General features: G+C 70.9%; 15 protein-coding genes and 1 pseudogene. 8 read left to right on the top strand and 8 right to left on the bottom strand.

Annotated features, from left to right (window positions below):
- On the bottom strand, nucleotides 1–1,029 hold the full coding sequence (locus tag ABZS64_RS29490; RefSeq protein WP_355836155.1) for a hypothetical protein: 1,029 nt from the start codon (nucleotides 1,027–1,029) through the stop codon (nucleotides 1–3).
- 64 nt (nucleotides 1,030–1,093) lie between these two features.
- Nucleotides 1,094–2,275 carry an MFS transporter gene (locus ABZS64_RS29485; protein WP_355836252.1) on the bottom strand — a complete coding sequence of 394 codons (1,182 nt, stop codon included), beginning with the start codon at nucleotides 2,273–2,275 and terminating at the stop codon, nucleotides 1,094–1,096.
- A gap of 38 nt (nucleotides 2,276–2,313) precedes the next feature.
- On the opposite strand from ABZS64_RS29485, the gene ABZS64_RS29480 reads away from it, so the two are divergent.
- The 4 genes and pseudogenes from ABZS64_RS29480 to ABZS64_RS29465 all read left to right on the top strand — a co-directional run bounded on the left by ABZS64_RS29480 (nucleotide 2,314) and on the right by ABZS64_RS29465 (nucleotide 4,971).
- The gene (locus ABZS64_RS29480) at nucleotides 2,314–2,943 is read left to right on the top strand and encodes a CGNR zinc finger domain-containing protein (protein ID WP_355836152.1); all 630 of its coding nucleotides are present in this window, start codon (nucleotides 2,314–2,316) and stop codon (nucleotides 2,941–2,943) included.
- 45 nt (nucleotides 2,944–2,988) lie between these two features.
- Nucleotides 2,989–3,342, top strand: a complete 354-nt coding sequence (locus tag ABZS64_RS29475; RefSeq protein ID WP_355836149.1) for a YciI family protein — start codon at nucleotides 2,989–2,991, stop codon at nucleotides 3,340–3,342.
- Nucleotides 3,343–3,351: 9 nt separating this feature from the next.
- Nucleotides 3,352–4,548: pseudogene (locus tag ABZS64_RS29470) on the top strand (RNA polymerase sigma factor); the annotation flags it as partial.
- Between the two features lie 12 nt (nucleotides 4,549–4,560).
- Nucleotides 4,561–4,971, top strand: coding sequence for a PPOX class F420-dependent oxidoreductase (locus ABZS64_RS29465; RefSeq protein WP_355836250.1), 411 nt, complete (start codon nucleotides 4,561–4,563; stop codon nucleotides 4,969–4,971).
- A 16-nt stretch (nucleotides 4,972–4,987) separates the two neighbouring features.
- Here the strand turns inward: ABZS64_RS29465 and ABZS64_RS29460 are convergent, their stop codons facing one another.
- The gene (locus ABZS64_RS29460; protein WP_355836146.1) at nucleotides 4,988–5,563 is read right to left on the bottom strand and encodes a histidine phosphatase family protein; all 576 of its coding nucleotides are present in this window, start codon (nucleotides 5,561–5,563) and stop codon (nucleotides 4,988–4,990) included.
- Nucleotides 5,564–5,739: 176 nt separating this feature from the next.
- Nucleotides 5,740–7,173, bottom strand: coding sequence for a PLP-dependent aminotransferase family protein (locus tag ABZS64_RS29455; RefSeq protein WP_355836144.1), 1,434 nt, complete (start codon nucleotides 7,171–7,173; stop codon nucleotides 5,740–5,742).
- On the opposite strand from ABZS64_RS29455, the gene ABZS64_RS29450 reads away from it, so the two are divergent.
- Nucleotides 7,172–8,101, top strand: coding sequence for a DMT family transporter (locus tag ABZS64_RS29450; RefSeq protein WP_355836141.1), 930 nt, complete (start codon nucleotides 7,172–7,174; stop codon nucleotides 8,099–8,101). The two genes, ABZS64_RS29455 and ABZS64_RS29450, sit on opposite strands and share 2 nt — an antisense overlap.
- 90 nt (nucleotides 8,102–8,191) lie before the next feature.
- On the top strand, nucleotides 8,192–8,383 hold the full coding sequence (locus ABZS64_RS29445; protein ID WP_355836138.1) for a DUF1918 domain-containing protein: 192 nt from the start codon (nucleotides 8,192–8,194) through the stop codon (nucleotides 8,381–8,383).
- A 12-nt stretch (nucleotides 8,384–8,395) separates the two neighbouring features.
- Here ABZS64_RS29445 and ABZS64_RS29440 read toward each other — a convergent pair whose 3' ends face one another.
- Nucleotides 8,396–9,646: a family 10 glycosylhydrolase gene (locus ABZS64_RS29440; RefSeq protein ID WP_355836134.1), complete on the bottom strand. Its 1,251-nt coding sequence runs from the start codon at nucleotides 9,644–9,646 to the stop codon at nucleotides 8,396–8,398.
- 171 nt (nucleotides 9,647–9,817) lie between these two features.
- Here ABZS64_RS29440 and ABZS64_RS29435 point away from each other — a divergent pair, with 171 nt between their 5' ends.
- Together ABZS64_RS29435 and ABZS64_RS29430 are read left to right on the top strand one after the other, a co-directional pair.
- A complete protein-coding gene (locus tag ABZS64_RS29435; protein ID WP_355836131.1) occupies nucleotides 9,818–10,678 on the top strand; it encodes a 3-hydroxybutyryl-CoA dehydrogenase in 861 nt (286 codons plus the stop codon).
- A 132-nt stretch (nucleotides 10,679–10,810) separates the two neighbouring features.
- Complete coding sequence (locus tag ABZS64_RS29430; protein WP_266478397.1) at nucleotides 10,811–11,068, top strand: hypothetical protein; 258 nt, start codon at nucleotides 10,811–10,813, stop codon at nucleotides 11,066–11,068.
- A 30-nt stretch (nucleotides 11,069–11,098) separates the two neighbouring features.
- Here the strand turns inward: ABZS64_RS29430 and ABZS64_RS29425 are convergent, their stop codons facing one another.
- The 3 genes from ABZS64_RS29425 to ABZS64_RS29415 form a co-directional block, all read right to left on the bottom strand.
- Nucleotides 11,099–11,629: an NUDIX domain-containing protein gene (locus tag ABZS64_RS29425; protein ID WP_355836127.1), complete on the bottom strand. Its 531-nt coding sequence runs from the start codon at nucleotides 11,627–11,629 to the stop codon at nucleotides 11,099–11,101.
- A gap of 51 nt (nucleotides 11,630–11,680) precedes the next feature.
- Complete coding sequence (locus tag ABZS64_RS29420) at nucleotides 11,681–13,021, bottom strand: transcriptional regulator (RefSeq protein WP_355836125.1); 1,341 nt, start codon at nucleotides 13,019–13,021, stop codon at nucleotides 11,681–11,683.
- 296 nt (nucleotides 13,022–13,317) lie between these two features.
- Nucleotides 13,318–14,430, bottom strand: coding sequence for a PP2C family protein-serine/threonine phosphatase (locus ABZS64_RS29415; protein ID WP_355836122.1), 1,113 nt, complete (start codon nucleotides 14,428–14,430; stop codon nucleotides 13,318–13,320).
- Nucleotides 14,431–14,601: the final 171 nt, after the last annotated feature.

The following is a 14,601-nucleotide window of genomic DNA, read 5'->3' as shown; positions in this document are numbered from 1 at the left end:
TCAGAGGGAGAACCGCAGGCCGGAGCAGCCGCGCCGGCGCACCTGGTCCTGCGCGAACTCCTTGAACATCCGCTGCTTCATGGCGTTGCCGACCCCCGGAATGTCGTCGGACGCGCTGAGCGCGAAGTTGGCGGCCTCGCCCTCGCAGCGGGCGGTGGCCGTCATGGGGAGGGGCTCGCCATTGCCGTCCTCTGCCCTGAGCCGGTTGCTCCAGTCGCCGTACCAGCCGACGAAGGCCATCCGTGACCGCTCGTGCGTGGACTCCTGGTCACCTGAGTACAGGCGGCAACGCCCCGTGGGTGCGGCGTCGTTCGTACCCACCTCGACCCGCCAGTCCGTGCTCTGAGGCAGCCCGGACCTGGTCGCCCACCCGCAGCCCGTGTTCTTCGCCTGCGACAGCGGCACCGTCTTCGGATCGTCCTCGGGGTCGGCCGGCACGGCGTCCCCCTTGGGTGCATTGAGGGGCTTCGCGCCACAACCGAACCTTTCCGAGGCCGAGTTGGCGAGCGCGACGGCCGTCCGGTACGCGGCTCCCGGGACCCCGGTGTTGACGTCCCGCCCCATCCACGTCCGCACCAGAAGCTTGCGCTGTCTGCCTTCGGCGTCCTTGCCGAGGTCCGGGCAGGGCAGCAGGAGCTGGATGGAGCCGAACCTGTCGATGAAGCCGGGCAGCCCCTCGGGCAGCGGAGCCTGTGGGGAGAATCCCTCCTCCGGGAAGATGGACATGAACTCCCGGTCCTGATCGTCGCGGCGGGTGTACGCCGCCATGCGGACCAGTCGCTCGTCGTTCACCTCGTCGCCCTTCACGGTGAGGCTGCACCCGTACGAGCCGAGCGCTTTCGTCTGCTTGGACTCCTCGGCCTCCATGTGCGAGTCCTTGGGTGCGAGCTGCTGCACGGCATCCCGGGGCAGTGCCCCGCCGCAGGCGTTCCGGGTCAGCAGCCAGTCCTGCGCATAGGGCTCGGCGACGTAGCCGCCCACGCCCAGGACCGCCGCAGCCGCCACCGACACCTTGACCCAGCGCCGCATCGTCTTCCGCCCCCGTAACACCGACAACAACTGTGGCCCCATGGCCGTACGTACGGGCCGGACCCTACTCGTTGCCGTCCAGCCCCTTGCACAGCAGGGCGCAACTCAGCGCGGCGAGCAGCTGGAAACCGGCAGCCGTCAGCAGCGCTCCGGGCAGCGAGCGGACGGCCAGCGGCCCGGCGAGGGCGGCACCGACAGCGAAGGCGGTCAGCTTCAGGCTGGCACCCGTGGTGAAGATCTGGCCGCGCAGCCGCTCGGGCGCCTCCCGATGACGTATCGCGAACAGTGCGGTGAGCTGGGGGCCTTCACCGATGCCTGCGAGCACGACGGCGGCGATGAGCAGCGCGGGGTGACCGGTGGCGGCGAGGAGGAGGGCCGCGGCGAGAACGAGGGTGCTGCACCAGATGACGGTCTCCGGGCGCAGCAGCCGGGGGTGGCGGGTGAGCAGCGCGTTGGCCGTGAGTGCCGATACGGCGATGCCGGAGAGCAGGATCACGCCGTGACCGGCTGCGCCCAGGACCTGCACTCCGAGCAGGGGGGCGCAGGCGACCAGTATCCCTTCGCCCACGCACGAGATCGCCGAGGCAGTCGTCGCGCGTGCCAGCGGCCGGATACGGCAGATTGCGCGGAACCCTTCGGCGAGGTCGGCGCTGACCGGCGTACGTCTTCGCGTGTGCGCCCGATCGCCGGCCGCAGGCAGCGCCCATGCGGTGGGCAGGGCAAGGCAGATGAGTACGGTCGACACGATCACGCCGGCCGTCGCCCCGGCAAGGCCCGCGACCGCTCCGGCCAGTGCGGGCCCCACCAGAGCGGCCACGTTGAACGTCATCGCATCGAGGCTGTTGGCACGCGGAAGGGCTTCGGGCGGGACGACGCGCGGCAGTTGAGAGGTCCAGCCGCCGGACAGGGCCGGTCCCAGGAGACCCGCGAACACAGCGATCGGGACGGTGAGAGCGTTCGGAAGGCGCCCCAGGGCGACGAGGATGACGACGAGCGCCGAGGCGTATCCGGCCAGGGCTCCGGTCAGCAGGCGGCCCGGCCTGCTGGACCTGTCGAGCAGTACGCCGAAGAGGGGACCGCCGACCGCCGCCGCGATCATGATGCCCGCCAGCAGGGACGACGCCGAGGCGGCCGATCCGGTGACCGCGAGCCCGGCGAGGAGGAGGGCTGGGCCCGACATCTCGTCGCCGGTGCGAGCGGCAGCCGCTCCGGCGGTGCAGCGCCATAGCGCGTAACCCTTTTCCATCTGGATCACGTTACGCAGGTAACTCAAAACATCGCCAGATGCGTTACATTGGTGAGGTGTTCCCCATGAACAGCGAGTGGTCGGCCCGGCATTCGGTGCAGGCCGTCGCCCTGCGAACTGCCGCCCTGATCAATGCACTCGCGGACGAGAGTCCGGCGGCCGGCCGTGTCGCCGAGGTGCTGCGCGAGCACGGCGAGACGGATCCCATCAAGCTTTCGGACAGCGACATCGCCGGGATGCGTACTGCAGCCCTGCACCTGCGCGAGGTCTTCGCCGCCCTTCACGTCGACGCCGCCGCCGCAAGTCTGAACGGTCTGCTGCCGCAGAGCACCGGCACCCTGCGCCTCACCTCGCACGGCGGCAGCTCCCCCTGGCATCCGCATCTCGACAGCAAGGACGACGCACCCTGGAGCGAGTGGTTCCTGGCCTCCTCCTGCCTGGCACTGACCGTTTTGGTCTGGGACCGCCAGCGTCCGCCCGGTGGCATCTGTACCTCCCCCGCCTGCCGCAATGTCTTTCTCACCCAGGGCAGCGGACCGACTCGTCGCTACTGCTCACGACGGTGCGCGACACGTGAGCGCGTGGCGGCCCACCGGCGGGCGAAAAAACGTGCCGGTCCGGCCGCGTCCGGTGTCGATCCGGCCGAAGGCCGTTCGTATAGAGGGTGAGCGGCCGGCCGTCCGACGCCGGCCCACACACCGAGGAGAGCCGCCATGCAGGAGTATCTGCTCAGCATCTACCAGCCCGACGGGGGCCCGCCGCCGCCCGAGGTCCTGGATCCGATCATGCGGGATCTCGAAGCCGTGAATGCCGAAATCAGGGCGGCCGGTGCCTGGGTGTTCGCGGGCGGTCTGCACCCGCCGAGCACGGCAACCGTCGTACGGGTGAAGGACGACGAGGTGCTCATGACCGACGGGCCTTACATCGAGGGCAAGGAGCACATCGGCGGGTTCACGGTCATCCAGGCGCCCGATCTCGACGCCGCGCTCGAATGGGGCCGCAAGCTCGCCCGGGCGATCACCCTCCCGGTCGAAGTCAGGCCGCTGCAACACGTGTCCGGTGGGTGAGGTCCGGCAATGCCGAAGGTGACCGCAGCGGTGATGGAACGGGTGTTCCGCGAGGAGTACGGTCGCGCGGTCGCCGTCCTGGTCCGCGTCTTCGGTGACATCGACGTCGCCGAAGAGGCGGTCCAGGACGCGTTTACGAAGGCCCTGGAGCGGTGGCCGTCCACCGGAGTGCCTCCGAGCCCGGCCGGCTGGATCATCACCACCGCCCGGAACCGGGCGATCGACCGCCACCGCAGAGAGGCGTCCCGCGAGGACCGGCACGCGCAGGCCGCCCTGCTGTCCGCCGGCGACGAAGCGTTCGAGGAGGGCCCCGTGCGCGACGACCGGCTGCGGCTGATCTTCACCTGTTGTCACCCCGCGCTGGCACCCGCCGCCCGGGTTGCACTCACTCTCCGTCTGCTGGGCGGTCTCACCACCGCCGAGATCGCGGCGGCCTTCCTGGTCACCGAGCCGACGATGGCTCAGCGGCTGGTCCGCGCCAAGGGCAAGATCCGTGACGCGGGCATCCCCTACCGCCTCCCGCGCGACGCCGATCTGCCGGACCGCCTGCGGGCGGTGCTCGCCGTCGTCTACCTCATCTTCAACGAGGGCTACACGGCCAGTTCGGGCGAGCGACTGGTCCGCGAGGACCTCTGCGCGGAGGCCATCCGTCTCGGCCGGCTGCTGGCCGAGCTGATGCCCGACGAGCCGGAGGTCAAGGGTCTGCTCGCGCTGATGCTGCTCACCGAGTCGCGCCGGGCCGCCCGCACCACGTCCGGAGGCGACCTCGTCCTGCTGGCCGACCAGGACCGCGGCCGCTGGGACCGGGGCCTGATCGCCGAGGGTCAGGATCTGGTCCGGCAGTGTCTGCGGCGCGATCAGCCCGGCCCGTACCAGATCCAGGCGGCGATCAACGCGGTCCACAGCGACGCACCGGTCGCGGCCGCCACCGACTGGCGGCAGATCCTCCAGCTGTACGACCAGTTGCTCGCCCTCGGCCCGAACCCGGTCGTCGCCCTCAACCGGGCGGTCGCGGTGGCCGAGGTCGACGGCCCGGCCGCGGCACTCGCCCTGGTCGACGGTCTCGAACTCGACGGGCATCACCTCTTCCACGCCGTCCGCGCGGATCTGCTGCGTCGCCTGGGGCGCAAGGAGGAGGCCGCCCGCGCCTACGAGGCTGCAATCGACCGCAGCCATAATTCGGCCGAGCGCGCCTTCCTGCGGCGTACGCTCCTGGGCATGTCCATCACATTCGGCGCAGCCGCGCTCAAGCTCCTCGACCAGCCGAACCCCGCGGTCCTGGCGACCGTCAACCCCGATGGAAGTCCGCAGACTTCGGTGGTCTGGGTGGCCAGGGAGGGGGACGATCTGCTCATCTCCTCCGAGGCCGGACGCCGCAAGGACAAGAACGTACGGCGCGAGCCCCGGGTCAGCCTCACCGTGTACGACCGGAACGACCCGCTCCAGTACATCGAGGTGCGCGGCACGGCCACCGTGACCGAGGACACCGGGCGGAAGCTCGCGATCTCACTGGCCGAGCAGTACGAGGGGCCGGGCGCGGGCGAGGAGTATCTGGAACTGCCGCCGGAGGTCATACGCATCGTCATCCGGATCACCCCGGAGCGGGTGGTGGGCAGCGCCACGGAATGATGCGGCCGGGCCCGTATCAGACGGTCGTCCCCAGACGCAGGCTCCAGCGGCCCGCCTGGCCGGCCAGTGTCACGGTGGACAGCGGGCGGACATCCACATTCCAGTACGACGAGGGCGGCGCCTTCAGCGCGTAGACGAGGGCCGCCCGGACGACGGCGGGTTCGGCGACGGCGACCATCGAGCCGCCGTCCTCGCCGGGCCGGGTGTCCAGCCAGCCCCCTATGCGCGATATGAACGCCAGCAGCGGCTCACCCCCGTGCGGCGCCGAGCGCGGGTCGGCGAGCCAGGCGTCGACGGCAGCGGGTTCGCGTGCCGTGACCTCCGCCAGTGTGAAGCCGCGCCAGCGCCCCATGTCGCAGTCGCGCAGCGCGGGCTGGGCGATCGGTGCGAAGCCGAGGGCCTCGCCGGTCGCACGGCTGCGGGGGGTCGGCGAGCAGTACCTCAGCTCGGCCGTGTTGAGCGGCACGAGGGCGTACGCGGCGAGCTGCACCTCGTGCCAGCCCGCGTGGTCGAGAGGCCGGTCGTCGTCGAAGCGCTCCGCGAGCAGGGCAGAACTGCGGGCGGCGGCGACCAACGTGATCCGGACTGTCATGGCGAGATCGTGGATGCGAAAGCCCCGCAGGTCAAGAGGCACCCGAAGGGCCGTGCGACGCGCTCGCGCGCTGCGGAAGAGATGCAGGTCACCGGGTACGGCCCACGCCGGAGCTGCTCAGGTCCGCGGATACTCCCGGCGGTCCGGCTCCGTAGCCGACTGCTCCTGACGGCCGGTCAGACCAGGACCTCGTCGCAGGCGCTCCGCAGTCTTCGTACGCCCTCGGCGATCTCGGCCGGCCCCGCCACACCCGCGAAGCTCAACCGCACATGTCCGGCCGGGGGTTCGGCGCAGAAGTAGGGGCGGCCGGGGGCGATTGCCACGCCTGCGCGGAGCGCGGCCGAGAGCAGGGCCGCCTCGTCCATGCCGTCGGGAAGGCGGAGCCAGAGCTGGTAGCCGCCCGACGGGATGTGCGGGAGGGCGAGTTCGGGCAGATGCATCCTCAGGGCGGCTGACATGGTGTCACGGCGGACCTTCAACTCGGCTGCCACGGTACGCAGATGCCGGTTCCAGGCCGGTGAGCCGACGAGCTCCAGGGCCGCTTCCTGGAGCGGGCGGGGTACGAAGAAGGTGTCGACGACATGGATGGCGCGCAGCCGTTCGAGGACCGGACCGCGGGCGGCCAGCATGCCCACCCGCAGGCTGGCCGAGGTCGCCTTGGTGAGTGAGCTGACGTGGACGACGACTCCGGCGGGGTCGTCGGCGGCGAGCGGGACCGGCAGCGGGCCCGCGTCCTCGTGGGCCAGGCGACGGGCGAAGTCGTCCTCGACGACGAAGGCTCCGGCCTCGCGGGCGATGCGCAGCACTTCGGGGCGGCGATCGGGCGCGAGCACCGCACCGGTCGGGTTCTGGAAGAGCGGCTGGCAGACGAAGACCCGGGCGCCGGTGGCCTTGAAGGCGGCGGCGAGCAGTTCCGGGCGCACCCCCTGGGCGTCCACGGGTACGGGTACCGGCCGCAGCCCGGCGGCCCGGGCGATCGCGAGCATGCCCGGGTAGGTGGGTGATTCGACGAGGACGGCGGCGCCGGGTGGGGCGAGCGCGCGCAGGGCTGTGGTCAGCGCGGACTGGCCGCCGGCCGTGACCAGCACATCGGCCGCGCTGCTGCTCTCGCCGAGGCCGCGGGCGAACCATTCGCGCAGCTCGGGCAGCCCGTCGATGGGCGGCCGCCCCCAGGCGCCGGGCCGCCGTCCGGCCCGGGCCAGTGCGGCGGCCATCGCCCGTTCCGGCTGGAGCGAGGGATGCAGATAGCCGCCGTTGAACTCCACGACGCCGGGCGGCGGGGCGGCGAGCGTCGCGAGGACTCCGGAGGCGTCCACGGCACGCGGCACCAGATCGGTCGCCGCGTCCGCGCTGAGGGTGACCTCCTGCCAGGAGGTGTCCCCGGGTGCGGTGCCAGTGCGGGGCTGCGCCCGGAAGGCTCCGGCGCCCGGGCGGGTGACGACCAGACCTTCGGCGGCGAGCCGGGCGATCGCGCGCGAGACGGTCACCGGGGAGACGCGGTACCGCTCGACCAGCGCCCGACTCGACGGCAGCTTCCCGCCAGGTGAGTAGCGGTTGAGCTCGTCCTTCAGGGAGTTTGCCAGATCAGCGACACTGCTACGCTCATGCATGAAGACACAGGATAGCGCTACTGCTCGGACTTCGATAGCGGTCGCCGACTCGGCGCCGGGCCCCACGGCCGCGCCCGGGACCGGCACCTTCCTCGCCGCACTCGGCGTCGTCGCGTTCTCGCTCACCTTCCCGTCCACCGTCTGGGGCCTGGAGAGCTTCGGTCCCTGGTCGCTCGTCTCCGTACGCAGCGTCCTGGCCGCCGTCATCGCGGGCGGTTTTCTGCTGGTGATGCGCGTCCCGCTGCCCGAGCGCCGCCACTGGGCGGGCCTCGCCGTGGTGGCGGGCGGTGTCGTCCTCGGCTTTCCGCTGCTGACCACGCTGGCCCTGCAGACCTCCACCACCTCGCACGCCGCCGTCGTCGTGGGCCTGCTGCCCCTGACCACCGCCGCCTTCGCCGCGCTGCGCACCGGCCGCCGCCCGTCACGCAGCTTCTGGCTGGCGGCGCTGGCAGGCGCGGCCGTCGTGATCACCTTCACCGTGCAGCAGAGCGGCGGCGCGCTCCAGAGGGGCGATCTGTATCTTTTCGCCGCGCTGCTGGTCTGCGCGGCCGGTTACACCGAGGGCGGCAGGCTGGCCGGCCGGATGCCGGGCTGGCAGGTGATCGGCTGGGCCCTGGTCCTCTGCCTGCCGCTCACCCTTGCGGGCTCGGCCGTCGCCCTCGGCGTCGAGCCGGTCCGGCTCACCGCGCACGGCGTGATCGGACTCGCCTGGGTCGCTGCCGGTTCAACTTTCTTCGGTCTGTACGTCTGGTACCGCGGCATGGCCTCGATCGGCATCGCCAAGGCCAGCCAACTCCAGCTCGCGCAGCCGCTCCTCACTCTGGTCTGGTCGGTGTCCCTGCTGGGCGAGCGGCTCTCCCCCGCTGCCCCGGTCGCGGCCGTCGCAGTCCTGGTGTGTATCGCGGTCACCCAGCGCGCCCGGAGCTAGGTCCTGGCGCGCCCGGAGCCAGGGGGTGCAACTCCCGGCCCCGGCCGTAGACTCGAAGCACGACTACTGCCCTCGAGGAGGTCACTCCCGATGGAAGCAAACGTGGGCGACAAGCTGCTGATGCACGGCAGGACCGTGGGCCAGCACGACAGGGTCGCCGAAGTCGTCGAGGTACTGGGGCAGAAAGGAAACCCCCCGTATCGCGTGCGCTTCGACGACGGGCACGAGGCCCTGATGTCTCCGGGCCCCGACACTGTCGTACGCCACCACGAGCAGACCTGACGCAGTCCGGACTCAGTCCGGCGGGCGCACTCTGGTCGGATAGTGATCGGCCACCACTCTGGCCATCGCCCCGATCCGGTCGGCCATGACCTCCTTCGCAGCGAAGAAGCAGTGGCCGCGTACCCCTTCGTACGTGCGCGCCAGCGTGAGATGGCGTGAGAGCTCGGCGGGGTCCTGCCAGGGCGCGGGCTGGGCCGGGTCACCCGCCTTGTAGAGGGCCTCGCCGGCGTAGAGATCGACTCCCGTGTCCTGTACGACGTCGTTCCACCACGGGAGCAGCCGGGCGTAGTCGGCGACGGGGAAGCCGATGTGCCAGTAGATCTGCGGGATGACGTAGTCGATCCAGCCTTCCTTGACCCACGTGCGGGTGTCGGCGTGCAGATCGTCGTAGGTCTGCACGCCCGCCGCGGTGTCCGAGCCGAGCGGATCGGTGGCGGCATTGCGCCACACTCCGAAGGGGCTGATCCCGAAGGGGATGTCCTTCCCGGAGTTCTTGATCCGGTCGACCATCTCCCGCACCAGCCGGTCGGTGTTGTCGCGCCGCCAGGCGGCCTTGTCCGGGAAGCCCGCGCCGTAGCGTGCGTAGGTCTCGTCGTCCTCGAAGACCTGGCCGGCGACGGGATAGGGGTAGAAGTAGTCGTCGAAGTGCACGCCGTCGATGTCGTAGCGGTGCACGGCGTCCATCATCGCGTCCTGGACGAAGCTGCGGACCTCCGGAATGCCGGGGTTGTAGTAGAGCTTCCCGCCGTACGGAAGGACCCACTCGGGGTGCACCCGGGCCGGGTGGTTCTCGACCAGCCGGGACGGATCGGTGTGCACAGCGACGCGGTACGGATTGAACCAGGCGTGCAGCTCCAGATCGCGTCGGTGGGCTTCGCACACGGCAGTGCCCAGCGGGTCCCAGCCGGGGTCCTGCCCCTGCGATCCGGTGAGGTACTCGGTCCACGGCTCGTACGGCGATGGCCACAGGGCGTCCGCGGTGGGTCTGACCTGGAGGATGACGACGTTCAGCTTCCGGGCGACGGCGGTGTCGAGATGGGCGACGAGTTCAGCGCGCTGCTGGGCCGCGGTGAGGGCGGGTCGGGAAGGCCAGTCACGGTTGACGACGGTGGCGAGCCACATGCCGCGGAACTCCCGGGCCGCCGTATGACGCCCGTGCGTCGCTCCGGCTGCGGACGACGCGGCCGCGTCCCCGGCCGATGCCAGTGCGGCCAGTGCTCCGGCCGCGCCGACCACAAACCCTCTTCTCCCGATTCGCGCCATAAGTCGTCCCCTGCTCTCTCGGTGCCGACCGTCGTATCCGCTCAGCATGCCCGCCCCTGGCCGTCGTGCACGCGCACATCCGGAGTAACGTCGGGGGGTCGAGGTGGGCGCCGGAATCACACGGGGGACCTGCCACACGGGAACAGCGAAAGGCACGAGGTGACGGACTCAATGGCCGACATTGCACGCGTCGGAGTGGTGGGCTGTGGCCAGATGGGCGCAGGCATCGCGGAGGTGTGCGCCCGCAGCGGCCTGGAGGTGAAGGTCGCCGAGACCACGGGCGAGGCCCTGGAGATCGGTCGCACCCGGCTCTACAACTCCCTCTCGAAGGCCGCCGAACGCGGCAAGATCACCGAGGAGGAGCGCGACGCGACCCTGGAGCGCCTCAGCTTCACGACCGACCTCGGGGAGTTCGCCGACCGCGATCTCGTCATCGAGGCCGTCGTGGAGAACGAGCAGGTCAAGACCGAGATCTTCCAGGTGCTCGACCAGGTGGTGACCCGGCAGGACGCGATCCTCGCCTCCAACACCTCCTCCATCCCGCTGGTGAAGCTGGCCGTCGCGACCTCCCGCCCGGACCAGGTCATCGGCATCCACTTCTTCAACCCGGCCCCCGTTCAGAAGCTCGTCGAGCTGATCCCGGCCCTCACCACCTCCGAGGAGACGATCAAGCGCTCCGAGGCAGTGGTGCAGCAGGTGCTCGACAAGCACCCGATCCGCGCCCAGGACCGCTCGGGCTTCGTGGTCAACGCCCTGCTCATCCCGTATCTGCTCTCCGCGATCCGGATGTTCGAGTCGGGTATCGCCAGCCGCGAGGACATCGACAACGGCATGGAGCTGGGCTGCGCCCACCCGATGGGTCCGCTGAAGCTCTCCGACCTGATCGGTCTGGACACCGTCGCCTCGGTCGCGGACTCCATGTACGCGGAGTTCAAGGAGCCGCTGTACGCCGCTCCCCCGCTGCTGCAGCGGATGGTGGACGCGGGTCGCCTCGGCCGCAAGTCGGGCTCCGGGTTCTATCCGTACTCCTGATTCACACGGAGTGTGCGGGGCGTGCCCGCATATGCCGTGCGCACACGCTCCCGCCCTCCTACCAGGGAGAGTTGACTCGGTTCCGCTCAGTCAAGGGTCCGCAGTACAACCTTCCGAAGAGGAGTTGAATCCGTGACCACCGACCCTGATCATTTAGTGGTCGTCGAGGAGTTCGCCGAGTTACGCCGCTGCCTCGACGTCGGCCTCGCCCGTATCGACGGGCATCTGGCCCTGCTCGCACAGCGCAACGACCAGATCGACAGGGATCTCACCGATCTGGCCGCACGCGTCGGGGCACTCGAGCACGCCAGGTGGCCGCTGCCCGCCGTGGCTGCGCTGACCGCGCTCGGAGCGCTTGCAGTCGCGGTCTGGCAGGCGCTCGGCCAGTAGCCGCCGAGGCCGGCCGGCTGCCCGGGGCCGTCAGCCCAGGCGAAGATGGTGGAGCATCAGCAGCCCGGCCGCCATGTTGGCGGCCGGGACCTCACCGCGGGCGATCATGTCGGGGACCAGCTTGAGCGGTATCCATTCGCGGCGCGAGGACTCGAAGTCGTCCTCGGGGTGCCCGATGTACGTGGCGTCCTCGGACCAGTAGAGATGGTGCCGGGCGTCGGTGAGGCCGTTGGACGGCTCGACGGTCATGAGGTGCTGGAGGGGGCCCGGGCGCCAGCCCGTCTCCTCCTCCATCTCCCGGGCGGCCGCGGCCTCGATGTCCTCGCCGTCCTCGACGACCCCTGCGGCGAGTTCCCAGCCCCAGGTGTTGGTGATGAAGCGGTGCCGCCAGAGCATCAGCACCTCGTTGGCCCGGTTCACCGCGGTCGCGACGGCGACCGGGCGCAGCCGGATGAGGAAGTGGTCCAGGTGCCGGCCGTCGGGGAGCATGACGTCGGCCAGGTTGACCCTGAACCAGCGGTTTTCATACACAGTTCGTTCGCTTAAGTTCGTCCACTGCACTTTTCTGCCACCTTCCGACAAGTAGATGGCAATATCGCAGCAGGAGCCGGGTCAGAGGGGAACGCGCAGTGCCCCGTCGATGAGTTCGGCCGCCTCGTTTGCATTGGTGCAACCGCTCGCCACGAGATGCTCACGCACCGCGCGCAGCCGGTCCCTCAGACGCTGCGACTCCATCCCCCTCGCCCGCTCCACCATCTCCGCGGCCGTGTGCGCCGCCCGGTCCACCTCGCCCTGGCGCAGCTCGATCTGGCTGAGCATGGCGAGCCGGTGGACCCTGCCACGGTCGTGCGCGGGAGTGTCGACGGCCGCGGCGGCGTGCTCGCGCGCCGCGGGCAGATCGCCGAGACTCAGCAGGGCCTCCGCGACCTGGACGTTCACCAGGCCCGGCTGGACGTAACCCGTCTCGTCGGGCTCATGCCCCGGACGGATCCGCTCCGCCTCCAGCTCCGCCCGCCGGATGCAGCGCAACGCGCTGCTGCCGTCGCCGAGATGGGCATAGGCCTTCGCCTGCATCGCGTACAGATCGGCGGCCAGCGCGGGGGTGATCTGCTGCCCGGCCGCCCGCAGCGCCGCCTCCGCGAAGGCCACCGCCTGCCGGTGCTCGGCCATGTACAGCGACTGGTTGACCAGCAGCGCGATGACATACGCGCCAAGTCCCCGGTCGCCGCTGGCCTTTGCGAGCCGCAGCGCCTGATGGAAGTAGCGCTGGGCGAGACCGTGCGCGTCGGAGTCGTACGCGCAGATACCGGCGACCGCCACCAGACCGCCCGTCGCCCGGTGCAGCTGGCGGCCCGTCGCGTCGCTGTAGCCGCCGCGCAGCAGGGGCGCGGTCTCGGCGTTGAGAAAGCCGACGATGCGGGCGCGGGTCGCGATGCCGCCCGCCTTGCGGTACATCAGCTCGTAGTGCGCACGGGCGGCCCGCAGCATCTTGATGTCGGCCATGCTCACGCGCGTCTGGCCCGAGCGGGAGACGTCGGAGTCCTCCGGCGGGTTCTCCCACTCCCATACGGGCATCACGGCGGGGGTGCCGGTGACCGCGGGCGCCTCGATGATGTGCGGCCGCTGCTGTTCGTCGGAGCGCCACAGTGCGGTCGCGCGCTCCACGAAGCCGGACAGGGGCGAGCCGGGCGGTGTGACCAACTCGCCCGGTACTCCGAGGCCGATGTCCCCGAGCGTTATGGCCCGGTGCAGCCGGCCCGCGAGGACCTCGCAGATCAGGTCGGGCACCTGGCCGCGGGGACGCTGCCCCTTCAACCACCGTGCCACGGCCGTGTGTTCGTACCGCAGTGACAGGCCTCTTGCCCGGCCCGCCTGGTTGACGCGGGCGGCGAGGCCCGCGTTGGAGATACCCGCCTCGTCGAGCAGGGCGTCGAGCAGGGTGTTGGGCTGCATACGGCCCCTCCGTGGGCTCGGTGGGATCAGCGTAGTGTAGGGGGATTCGCACGGGGTGTGAACGGAGTGCCCCGATCTGTGCCGCGCGCGCTCTGCCGCCGTACTGCGCACACCGGTTGACTGAAATGCCTCTCACAGAGGCGGCCGGGCCGCCGGCTCCCCCTCGTACAGTGCGGCGGCCCTCAATCGCGTCGTCTGCCCTGCTGATCTGCCCGACACTCCGCGGCAGGGCGGGCGGCGCCGGCCGCACGGCAATCCCTTGGTTGCCGATCGCTGCACATGGCTGCAGGTGACGGCTAGCGATTGGAGGGTTCCCGCCGGGTTCGGCGCAGTGTGGCGTCCCCGCACTGCGCCGGCACCCGGGACCGGTCGTTGCGCAGCACCAGCAGCGCCACGTCGTCGGCGAGCCGCCCGCCCGTGTGCCGCAGCAACTGCGAGTGCACGGTGGTGATCACGGCGGCGGGCGAGACCGGCGAGCCGAGCGCCGCTTCGGCGAGTACGGCTTCCAGAGCGAAGAACGTCCCCGACGCGTCACGCGCGTCCGCAGCACCGTCCGTGTGCAGAAACAGCGCCTCGCCGGGAAGCAGCCGCGCACACCGGTGCACCGGCAGCTCGGCGGGCAGCGGAAACAGGCCGACCGGCGGCAGCGGATCCACACAGGCAAGCGGCGACACACCGCAGCGGCCCAGCCGATAGGGCCAGGGGTGACCGCAGTTGAGAGCCACCAGGCTTCCGTCAGGACTGATCTCGAGCAGCAGTACGGTGACGAACTCCTCCGCCGACGGGCAGTCCGGCTCTCCCCCGCCCGCCGCCGGGTGCTCGTCCCTGGCCCGCTCCCGCAGATGCCGCTGAACCGCCCGGTCCAACCGGCCGAGAACACCGCCCAGTTCGGGCTCGTCGTAGGCGGCCTCCCGGAAGCTGCCGAGCACCGCGGCGACGGCCCCGATCGCGGCCAGGCCATGACCGCGGACATCACCGATGACGATCCGGACTCCGTACGGCGTGGCCACCGCCTCGTACAGATCACCGCCGACCGCGGCCCCGCGGCTCACCGAGAGCTGGCCGGCGGCGAGCGCCAGACCGTCCAGGCGCGGTGGCAGCGGCCGCAGCAGCACCCGCTGCGCGGCATGGGCGATTTCACGGACCCGCCTGAGCTCACGGCTCAGCTCCCGCCAGATACCCAGCACAAGTACGGCGCCCACGGCGAAGAAGACGACCGCGGTGACGATCCGCCGGACAAAGCTCTCCGGCTGCTCGGGCGGCCAGCCGATCCTCCGGACGAGGGCGGCCACACCCCAGGCCGCGGGAAGCAGCAGCGGCAGCAGTCGCCTGATCCGTGAGTCGCCGGCACGCGCTGCCCTCGCCCGCCGCGGGGCCGGAAAGGGACCCCAAGACCTGAAACGGATCATGCGGATGGTCCCCTCATAGGCCCTGTCCGGCGCGCAGGCAGGCCCCTACGGCCGCGTCGATTCTGTCGATCGATCGGGCCCCATGGGAACGTCCCCCCGCGTTCTCACCCGAATGAGTGAGGGGCTCACCCGGTGGTCCGGGTGAGCCCCTCATCATGCGGCACGGCAGGT

The sequence above is a fragment of the Streptomyces sp. NPDC005408 genome, from assembly GCF_040606445.1.
Lineage (GTDB): Bacteria > Actinomycetota > Actinomycetes > Streptomycetales > Streptomycetaceae > Streptomyces.
This window is presented reverse-complemented; position numbering and strand designations above follow the sequence as displayed.

What these genes read in the sequence shown, in the direction of transcription:
- ABZS64_RS29435 (WP_355836131.1), top strand. Translation starts at nt 9,818, where the DNA reads ATGGCCGACATTGCACGCGTCGGAGTGGTGGGCTGTGGCCAGATGGGC.
- ABZS64_RS29450 (WP_355836141.1), top strand. Translation starts at nt 7,172, where the DNA reads ATGAAGACACAGGATAGCGCTACTGCTCGGACTTCGATAGCGGTCGCC.
- ABZS64_RS29455 (WP_355836144.1), bottom strand. Translation starts at nt 7,173, where the DNA reads ATGCATGAGCGTAGCAGTGTCGCTGATCTGGCAAACTCCCTGAAGGAC.
- ABZS64_RS29420 (WP_355836125.1), bottom strand. Translation starts at nt 13,021, where the DNA reads ATGCAGCCCAACACCCTGCTCGACGCCCTGCTCGACGAGGCGGGTATC.
- ABZS64_RS29480 (WP_355836152.1), top strand. Translation starts at nt 2,314, where the DNA reads ATGCGTTACATTGGTGAGGTGTTCCCCATGAACAGCGAGTGGTCGGCC.
- ABZS64_RS29465 (WP_355836250.1), top strand. Translation starts at nt 4,561, where the DNA reads ATGTCCATCACATTCGGCGCAGCCGCGCTCAAGCTCCTCGACCAGCCG.
- ABZS64_RS29440 (WP_355836134.1), bottom strand. Translation starts at nt 9,646, where the DNA reads ATGGCGCGAATCGGGAGAAGAGGGTTTGTGGTCGGCGCGGCCGGAGCA.
- ABZS64_RS29460 (WP_355836146.1), bottom strand. Translation starts at nt 5,563, where the DNA reads ATGACAGTCCGGATCACGTTGGTCGCCGCCGCCCGCAGTTCTGCCCTG.
- ABZS64_RS29490 (WP_355836155.1), bottom strand. Translation starts at nt 1,029, where the DNA reads ATGCGGCGCTGGGTCAAGGTGTCGGTGGCGGCTGCGGCGGTCCTGGGC.
- ABZS64_RS29415 (WP_355836122.1), bottom strand. Translation starts at nt 14,430, where the DNA reads ATGATCCGTTTCAGGTCTTGGGGTCCCTTTCCGGCCCCGCGGCGGGCG.
- ABZS64_RS29485 (WP_355836252.1), bottom strand. Translation starts at nt 2,275, where the DNA reads ATGGAAAAGGGTTACGCGCTATGGCGCTGCACCGCCGGAGCGGCTGCC.
- ABZS64_RS29445 (WP_355836138.1), top strand. Translation starts at nt 8,192, where the DNA reads ATGGAAGCAAACGTGGGCGACAAGCTGCTGATGCACGGCAGGACCGTG.
- ABZS64_RS29475 (WP_355836149.1), top strand. Translation starts at nt 2,989, where the DNA reads ATGCAGGAGTATCTGCTCAGCATCTACCAGCCCGACGGGGGCCCGCCG.